This window comes from Actinocatenispora comari (genome assembly GCF_017312725.1).
GTDB lineage: Bacteria > Actinomycetota > Actinomycetes > Mycobacteriales > Micromonosporaceae > Actinocatenispora > Actinocatenispora comari.
This window is the reverse complement of record NZ_BOPO01000029.1, coordinates 1-8,238: the sequence shown is the minus strand read 5'-3', so window position 1 is coordinate 8,238 and position 8,238 is coordinate 1. Positions and strand designations below refer to the sequence as shown.

Sequence of the window (8,238 nt, the reverse complement as noted above, 5' to 3'; positions counted from 1 at the left end):
GCCGCCGGCCGGCGCGAACCCGGGGCCGGCCATGAGCGGTACGACGGTCGCCGGGCTGCTGCTCGCGGCGGGAGCGGGGCGCCGGTTCGGCCGGCCCAAGGCGCTGGTGCCGTTCCGCGGCCGGACGCTGCTGGAGCACGGCGTGGCGCTGCTGGCCGGCGGCGGCTGCGACCCGGTGTACGTGGTGTCCGGCGCCGCGCCGCTGACCTGCCCGGGCGCGACGGTGGTGGACAACCCGGCCTGGCGCGACGGCATGGGCTCGTCGCTGCGCGCCGGGATCTCGGCGCTGCCGGGCGAGGCGGACGCCACCGTCGTCGCCCTGGTGGACCAGCCGCTCGTCGGGGTCGAGGCGGTGCGCCGGCTGATCGCCGCGCACCGCGCCGGGGCGCGTCTCGCGGTGGCCGGCTACGCCGGCGAGCCGCGCAACCCGGTGCTGCTGAGCCGGGAGTACTGGCCGCGGCTGCTGGCGTCGGCCCGGGGCGACCGCGGCGCGCGGGCGTTCCTGCGCGCCCATCCGGAGCTGGTCACGCTCGTCGAGTGCGGCGACACCGGTTCGCCCGCCGACATCGACACCCCCGAGGACCTGGACTCCCTCTCCGGCTGACCCACGCCCGCGCCGATGCCCCACGCACGGCCGGGCGTCCCGTCCTGTCCGTACTCGCGGTGAATGGCCTGGCGAATGCTTCACTGGGTAGATTTGGTGGGAGGGGTCCCGGACCGGTGGGCGGAGACTCGCGGGGTCGAGTGGAGGTCGCGATGAACGACTGGGGGCCGGTACGGCCCGGAGCACCGGATCCGCCGGAGCCGGCAGGGCCGCCGGAACCGGCAGGGCCGTCGGGGCCGCCGGAACCGGCGGGGCCGGCAGGGCCGCCGGAGCCGTCGGGGCCGGCGACGGGGTGGGGGCCGGCCGGGCCGCCGCCGGTGCCGGGTCCGGTGGTGGCGCCGCCGGCGCGGGTGTCGGTGGTGTTCGGCGATCCGATGGCGGTGGCGCTCGGGAACGCGTCGCTGCTCGGGATCGGGTACCTCATGCTGCGGCGGTGGGCGCTCGCGGTCCTGACCGACCTGGTCACCGTCGTGCTGCTGGTCCTGCTGGCGACCGCGTGGCGGGCGGTGTGGTTCGAGGTCGTGGTGGCGCTGTGGTGGGTGGCGCTGGTCGCGCACGGGTGGTACCTGGCACGGCGGCGCGCGGTGCCGGTGGCGGCCCGGCAGCAACGCCTGGTCGCGGCGTACCTCGCGGTGCCGGTGCTGCTGGCGGTCGCGGCGCTGCGCGTCGACGGGTACCTTGTCGACTCGGCGCTGGCCGACGCCAAGCGGGCCGGCGACTGCGGGCAGGCCGCGCGGGCGGTCGACCGGGTCTGGTTCGGGCTGCGGTTCGCGGACGCCCCGCTGACCGTGCGCACCGAGACCACGCACCGGGCGTGCGACCGGCTGCACACCGCCGCCGGTCAGCTGGGCACCTCGCTCGCCACCGGCGACACGCACCAGCTCGCCGCCGGGTTCGCCGGGCTGCAGAAGGTGCTGACCGGATACCCGGGGCACGAGCCGATGGTGCGCGCGGTGCTGACCGACTTCCTCGGCGTGCTGCCGAAGGCGGACCCGTGCCCGGCCGCGGCGGTGACCGACTGGCTGCGCGCCCGGCACCCCAACCACACCGTGCTCGACACGGCAGCCAAGACCGCCACCCGGGACGCGCCGCCGGCGCTGCTCGGCTGCGGCGACGCGCTGGTGGACCAGAAGTCCTGGCCGAAGGCGCTAGCAAGGTACCGTCAGCTGATCGACCAGTTCCCGGACAGCGAGCTCGTTACCAAGGCGCACAAGGGAATCCGCACCGCAACGCTCGGCCAGCAGCTGTCCACCGTGCGGTCCCGGCTGACCGGCTACTCCGGCGAGCTGCCGAAGTACTGCTCGGACCCGGCGAAGTACGAGGCGGCCACGCCGTTTCGGAAGTCGCACAACAAGTCGCTGCTGTACGGCAACTCCGAGTACGTGGACAAGCTGCCCGGCTCCTGGTCGGTGTCGGACGCCGCCCAGGCCGCGCTGGTGGTGTGCGTCGGCGACACGAAGCTCGGTTCCCGGGTGCAGACCTGCCCGTACTCCAAGCTGGACGGCTCCGGTTCGCCGGTGTGGGTGACGTTCTACAAGGTGGCGATCCCGATCCGGGCGTACGAGCTGCGCACCGGCAAGCTGGTGGTGCACCGGACGCTGCAGATCGGCGGCAGCAGCTGCCCGCAGATCCTGTCGTACAGCTACTACGGCGGCTACGACACGGGCCCGGACCGCGCGCAGTACGTCACGCCGAGCAAGGCGGGTGTGCGCGCCGCGTTCCGCGCCGCGCTGCATCCGTGACCACGCGCGCCGGCGAGGGCCGTCGCGACCCTCGCCGCGGGCGCTGCCGGAAACGCTCGCCGGCGAGCGGCGTCAGAGCCGCTCGCCGGCGCGGATCTCGGCGGCGACGGTGTTCTCCGCCGGCGCCAGCGGGCAGACCCAGCTGTCGTCGTACCGGCAGGACGGGTGGTAGAGGAAGTTGAGGTCGAGCACCAGCCGGTCGCCGGTGCCGCCGAGGTCGGCGCCCTTGGCGGTGTCCAGCAGGTAGCGCCCGGCGCCGTAGCTGGTGTGCCCGGCGGTGCCGTCGCGCACCGGCAGGAACAGCCCACCGCCGTACTGCCGGGTCCACCACACCGCGAGCGGGGCGGACACCGGCGCGGGCAACCGCACCGAACCGAGCAGTTCGTAGCTGGTGACGCCGTCGGCGCCGGTGTCCACGTCGCGCCGCTGCGGCGCGTCCGGCGGCGTCACCGGCACCTCGAACCGCAGCGCCGGATCGTACGGCCAGTAGGGCAGGCCGGTGTCGCGCAACGGATCGGAACGGCCGAGCGGGCTCTGCGGGTGGCCGGTGAACAGCGCGTCTCGGCCCACCCGCCACCGGGCGTGCCCGTCGGCCGGGTCGGCGGCGGCGCGCACCCGCGCGTACAGCTCGGCGACGGTGCGGCGCCAGTCGGCCAGCTGCAGCGCGGTGCCCGCGTCGGTGCTCGACTCCATGCCCCGACGCTACCGCGCCGTCCCCGACCGGCTACCTCGCCGTGTCGGGCGCGCGGGCGCTGTCCACCGACGGTGACGATCCCGGGCGGACGCCTCGCGCCGGACGTACCGGCGGGGCCGGGCGGGCGCCGCGCGTGGCGCGAGCGGGCGGCCCCGGTCGGCGGGCGCCGAAGCTGCCCAGCAGCGACTCCAGGAACGGCAGCGCGCGGGACACCTGCCGCGCCCGGATCAGCGTGTGCCACAGCGGGGAGAGCTTCTTCCAGCCGCCGGCGTACGCGAGGTGCCGCAGCCGGTCCCGGCCGCCCGGCTTGCTGCCCGCGCCGCGCCAGATCGCCGACCACCGGTAGAAGTCCCGGTACGCCCGCCAGTACCCGTCGGTCAGCTCGGTCGCGGTGAGCCGGGCCGGCCGGTACACCACGTGTCGGGTGTCGTACCGGTCCCAGTCGGTGTGCAGGATCCGGCCCTCGGCCTGCATCCGTTGGTACAGCGTCGTTCCCGGGTAGGGCGTCATGATGTGGAAGGTCGCCGTCTCGATACCCTGCCCCACCGCCCAGTCGACGGTACGGGAGAACACGTCCGGGCCGTCGTCGTCCATGCCGAACACGAAGCTCGCGTTGACCATCACCCCGGCCTCGTGCAGTCGCCGCGCCACGGCGGCGTAGTCACGACCGATGTTCTGCCGCTTGCGCTGCGCCGGCAGGTTCGCGTCGTTGACCGTCTCGAAGCCGACGAACAGGCTGCGCAGCCCGGCCTCGACCGCCCGCTCCAGCAGCCCCGGCGCGAGGACCGAGTCGACGGTGCCCGCGGCCTGCCAGACCCGGCCCATCCCGCGCATCCCGTCGAACAGTGCCTCAGCGAAGCGCCGGTTGCCGAACAGGTGGTCGTCCAGGAAGTACAGGTGCCGGCCGGGCAGCCGCTCGATCTCGGCCAGCGCGTCGTCGACCGCCTGGGTGTAGAACGACTTCCCGCCGGTGAAGAACGCGTCCTTGTAACAGAAGTCGCAGTGGTGCGGGCAGCCACGCGAGACCACCAGCGAGTTCGGCACCAGGTACCGGTGCCGGTCGATCAGGTCGCGGCGCACCGGCGGCAGCCGCGCCAGGGTGCGCTCCCGCGAGACGTAGCGGGGCTTCGGTCGCCGCGCCCGGAAGTCGGCCAGGAACTGCGGCCAGGTGTCCTCACCCGGCCCCAGGAAGATCGTGTCGGCGTACCGGGCCGCCTCGTCCGGCAGCGACGTGACGTGCAGCCCGCCCATCGCCACGTGCACGCCCTTCGCCCGGTACGCCGCCGCGAGCCGGTACGCCCGCCGGGCCGAGGTGATGTAGGGCTGGATCACGGCGAGATCGGGCCGGTCGTCGTCGAGCCGCAGCGGCTGCACGTGCTCGTCCACGATCCGCACCTCGTCGGAGTCGGACAGGTAGCCGGCGAGCGTGGCCAGCCCGAGCGGCGGGAACAGCGAGTACTTGATCGGACGCAGCCGCGGGCTCGTCGCCTCGGTCAGCGCCGGCAACACCATGGTGACTCTCATGCCCGGCGAAGCTACGCACCGGATGTGGAGATTCCTGGCAGCCGCCGTGCGCACCGTGCGCGGGAACCGTGCGGGTTCTCGCCACCGAGGGCCGTCCCGGCCTTCCCCTCGCCGGCCGGGACGGCCGGGCCGCACCGGAAACCCGGTGCGGCCCATGGCATCAGCAGGCCTTCCAGCCGGACGAGGTGGACTTCGTCCAGCGGCAGCTGTCGTGGTACTTGCCGTGCGAGTCGCGCAGCGTCGCGGTGTCCCCGGTGTTGTTCCAGATGTGCCACCCGGAGCCCCAGTAGAAGGTCCGGTGCGTGTGCGTGCCCTTGCCGGAGTGCAGCCACAGGCTGTCGTGCGCCTTGATGGTGTAGGTGGGGAAGGTGAACTTGTGGCCGGCGGCGTCGCGCACCGACCATCCCTTGACGCTGACCGCCCTGCTTCCCGAGTTCGAGATCTTCACGTACTCGCCGTTGACGTTCCTGCTGGTGTCGGTGCCCGGCGCGTTGTACTGGATCCCGGCGAAGTGCACCGCCGGGGTCGCCGCCGCGCCCGGGCTCGCCGTCAGTACCACCGCCGTCAGGCCGGCCGCGACCGCCCCGATCCCCACCCGCATCACCGCACGCATACGCCACTCCTTCGATCGCGTCGCCACTCGACGACGCACGGTGAGCACACCTTAGCGGCCGGAGTGGCCACGCCAGCTCAGCCGGTCGGTCGGTCGCGGCCGCCGATCGGTTCGCGCCGGATGCCCTGTCGCCCAGCGGTTCCGGCCCCGGCGGGCGGGTGGCCTGGTCAGGGGCGGGCGGCGGCGCGGAGGGCGGCGAGGGTGGCCCGGATGGCCGGCTGGCGGGCTGCCGCGGCCCGCCAGACCGCGAACACCCGGCGTACCGGCGCCGGCCGGACCGCGGCGAACCGCACCCCGGCGGGTACCGGATCGCGGCCGAGCCGGGGCAGCAGCGCGACGCCGTACCCGGCGGCGACGAACGCCAGCTGGGTGGCGTGCTCGCCGGCGGTGTGCCGTACCGCCGCGTCCGGGACGGTGCGGCGCAGCCAGTCGTGGCACAGCTGCCCGGCGGACCAGCCGATCCAGTCGGCGTCGGCGAGTTCGGCCAGGTCCAGCGCCGGCCGGTCGGCGAGCGGGTGCTGCGCCGGCAGGGCCAGGTCGAACACGTCGTCGACCAGGCCGGTGCGGCTCAGCCCGTCCGGTACGGCCAGCGGCTCCTCGGGCCAGTCCTGGGCGATCGCGACGTCGAGGTCACCGGCGGCGACGCCGGGCAGCGCCACGATCGGCTCCTGCTCCGCGGTGCACACCCGCAGCGCCGGGTACCGGTCGTGCAGCGCGCGCAGCGCCGCCGGGAGCAGGCCCCGGGCGGCGGTGGCGAAGGCGGCGAGCCGCAGCTCACCGACCACCGCGCCGCGGTGCCGGGCGAGATCGGTCTCCACCGCTTCGGCCTGCGCCAGCAGCGCGCCGGCGTGCTCGGACAGCAGCAGCGCGGCGTCGGTGAGCCGGATGCCGCGGCCGTTGCGTTCCACCAGCCGCTGCCCGACCTCCCGCTCCAGCCGGCCCATCTGCTGGGAGACCGCGGAGGTGGTCACGTGCAGGGTGGCGGCGGCGCCGCGGACCGAACCGGTGGTGGCGACCGCCCGCAGCACCCGGAGCCGTTCCAGGTTGAGCATGTAGCGATGCTACGCGGTTGGACTCAGACAGTCTCGCTTGTCTGAACGATTCCGCTCGCGCACAGTGGACGACGACGAAAGGGAGACAGATGACCGACACGTTCCTGCTCGGTGGCGACCTGCCGGTACGCCGGCTCGGCTTCGGCGCGCTGCGGCTGCCCGGCCGGCCGGCGGCGGCCCGCGCCTGGTCCGTCGCCGTGGCCCGGCGCGCCGTGGAGCTCGGCGTCACGCTGATCGACACCGCCGACTCGTACGATCTGGGCGACAACGAGACGCTGCTCGCCGAGGCGCTGCACCCGTACCCGGAGCAGCTCGTCCTGGCCACCAAGGCGGGCCGGATCAACCTGGGCAGCGACTGGTACGACTGCGGTCGGCCGGAGTACCTGCGGCAGCAGGCGCTGCTGAGCCTGCGCCGGCTGCGGCTCGAGGTCATCGACCTGTTCCAGCTGCACCGGATCGACGCCACGGTACCGGCGGACGACCAGTTCGGTGCGTTGCGGCAGCTGCGCGACGAGGGCGTGGTGCGCCACGTCGGGCTGTCCGAGGTGTCGGTGGCGCAGCTCGACGCGGCCCGCCGGATCGTGCCGATCGCCGCCGTGCAGAACCGGTACAACCTGGCCGACCGGCGGCACGACGACGTGCTGGCGTACTGCGAGCGGCACGCCATCGCGTTCCTGCCGTGGCTGCCGGTGGCGCCGCGCACGCTCACCCCCGCGGCGCGCGCGATCGCCCCGCGGTACGGCGTGACGCCGACGCAGGTGGCGCTGGCCTGGCTGCTGCACCGATCGCCGGTACTGCTGCCGATCCCCGGTACCGGCAGCCCGGAGCACCTGGCCGAGAACCTCGCCGCCGCCGACCTGCGACTGTCCACTGAGGACGTCGCGGAGCTGACCGCCGGCTCCGGGTGACACCCGGCGGGGTGGCAGCTGGCCGGAACCGTGATCACGAGCGGCCGGCACCGTTTACGGTGATCGAGTCACCTCATATGCGACTTGGGGGGTGTATGGGATGTCCTTCGTGCGCAGGATCGTCGTCGCCGGGGCGTTCGGTGCCGCCGGTGCATCCCTGGCCCTGTCGTCCGGTGCCGCCGCGGCGCCGCTGGTCGCGGTCGTGGTGGAGGGCAGCACGGTCACCGTCAGCACGTCCGACTGCGCCTCCAGCGGTGCCGTCGCGGCGATCCAGACCGGCTCCAACGACGCCACCGAGCAGGACATGGCGGGCAACCCGGAGGCGAGCGGGGTGCTGAGCGCGACGTTCAGCAACGTGCAGCCGGGCACCTACACCGCCACCGTCAACTGCAAGGACACCACCTCGCCCGATCCCGGGACGAAGCAGTTCACGGTGACGCCGGACGGCAACCCGGACACCGGTGACGGCGCGACCGCGCGGCTCGGCCGCGGTACCACCGCGCTCGCCGCGGCCGGCCTGGGCGTGCTCGGCGTGACCCTGGCCGGCGGGGTCGTGCTGCTGGTACGGCGGCGGCCGAACGGGGACTGACGCGTCACGGTGCCGGGTCGCGGGCTGCCCGGGCACCGGGACGGAGGGGTGATGCAGCAGCCGGCGGGCAACCCCGACGGCCGGGACTCCGAGGCCCCGACCGTCCAGTTCCCGGCGCCCGATTTCTCCGCTGCCGCCGCCGAGCGGCGAGACACCGACCCGGTGGCCGCCTCCGCCGGGCCGGACGGGCGACCCGGGCGGAGCGGCGACCGGGAGCGAGACGGCCGACGCGAGCAGGACCCGGACCGCGAGCACAGTGCCGACCGCGAGCAGGGCCCGGACCGTGAGCACAGTGCCGACCGCGAGCAGAGCGCGGACCGGGAGCGGGACGAGCAACGCGACCGGCCGCCGCCGGCCGAGTGGGATCCGCTGGCGCACGGCGGTGCGGCCGGCTGGCGGACCGTGCTCGGCGTGCTGCTGGTCCTGGGCGGGGTGCTCGGCGCGATGCTGCTGGTGCTCGCGATGTTGCGCGCCCCGACACCGCCGCCGCAACCGGCCGCGGCGCAGGCGCC

The 8,238-nt window shown here is 74.7% G+C and carries 9 protein-coding genes; 5 read left to right on the top strand and 4 right to left on the bottom strand.

Translation table 11 applies throughout. The features are described 5' to 3' along the window. Nucleotides 1-604, top strand: a 604-nt coding sequence (locus NUM_RS10450; protein ID WP_225918480.1) for a nucleotidyltransferase family protein, incomplete at its 5' end; no start/stop codon positions are given. Between the two features lie 332 nt (nt 605-936). Next, on the top strand, nt 937-2,346 hold the full coding sequence (locus tag NUM_RS10445) for a tetratricopeptide repeat protein (RefSeq protein WP_207124595.1): 1,410 nt from the start codon (nt 937-939) through the stop codon (nt 2,344-2,346). 72 nt (nt 2,347-2,418) lie between these two features. Here NUM_RS10445 and NUM_RS10440 read toward each other — a convergent pair whose 3' ends face one another. The 4 genes from NUM_RS10440 to NUM_RS10425 form a co-directional block, all read right to left on the bottom strand. Next, nucleotides 2,419-3,039, bottom strand: a complete 621-nt coding sequence (locus NUM_RS10440) for a DUF1684 domain-containing protein (RefSeq protein ID WP_207124594.1) — start codon at nt 3,037-3,039, stop codon at nt 2,419-2,421. A gap of 31 nt (nt 3,040-3,070) precedes the next feature. Then, a complete protein-coding gene (locus tag NUM_RS10435; RefSeq protein ID WP_207124593.1) occupies nt 3,071-4,564 on the bottom strand; it encodes a B12-binding domain-containing radical SAM protein in 1,494 nt (497 codons plus the stop codon). A gap of 160 nt (nt 4,565-4,724) precedes the next feature. Beyond that, nucleotides 4,725-5,177 (bottom strand): lamin tail domain-containing protein, encoded by a 453-nt coding sequence (locus tag NUM_RS10430; protein ID WP_207124592.1) that lies wholly within the window; start codon nt 5,175-5,177, stop codon nt 4,725-4,727. Between the two features lie 167 nt (nt 5,178-5,344). After that, nucleotides 5,345-6,229, bottom strand: coding sequence for a LysR family transcriptional regulator (locus tag NUM_RS10425; protein ID WP_207124591.1), 885 nt, complete (start codon nt 6,227-6,229; stop codon nt 5,345-5,347). Nucleotides 6,230-6,318: 89 nt separating this feature from the next. Between NUM_RS10425 and NUM_RS10420 the strand changes: the two genes are divergently transcribed. The 3 genes from NUM_RS10420 to NUM_RS10410 all read left to right on the top strand — a co-directional run. Beyond that, nucleotides 6,319-7,137, top strand: a complete 819-nt coding sequence (locus NUM_RS10420; RefSeq protein ID WP_207124590.1) for an aldo/keto reductase — start codon at nt 6,319-6,321, stop codon at nt 7,135-7,137. Between the two features lie 100 nt (nt 7,138-7,237). After that, a complete protein-coding gene (locus tag NUM_RS10415) occupies nt 7,238-7,726 on the top strand; it encodes a hypothetical protein (RefSeq protein WP_207124589.1) in 489 nt (162 codons plus the stop codon). Nucleotides 7,727-7,777: 51 nt separating this feature from the next. Then, nucleotides 7,778-8,238 (top strand): hypothetical protein (locus tag NUM_RS10410; RefSeq protein ID WP_207124588.1); only part of this gene is annotated, 461 nt, incomplete at its 3' end.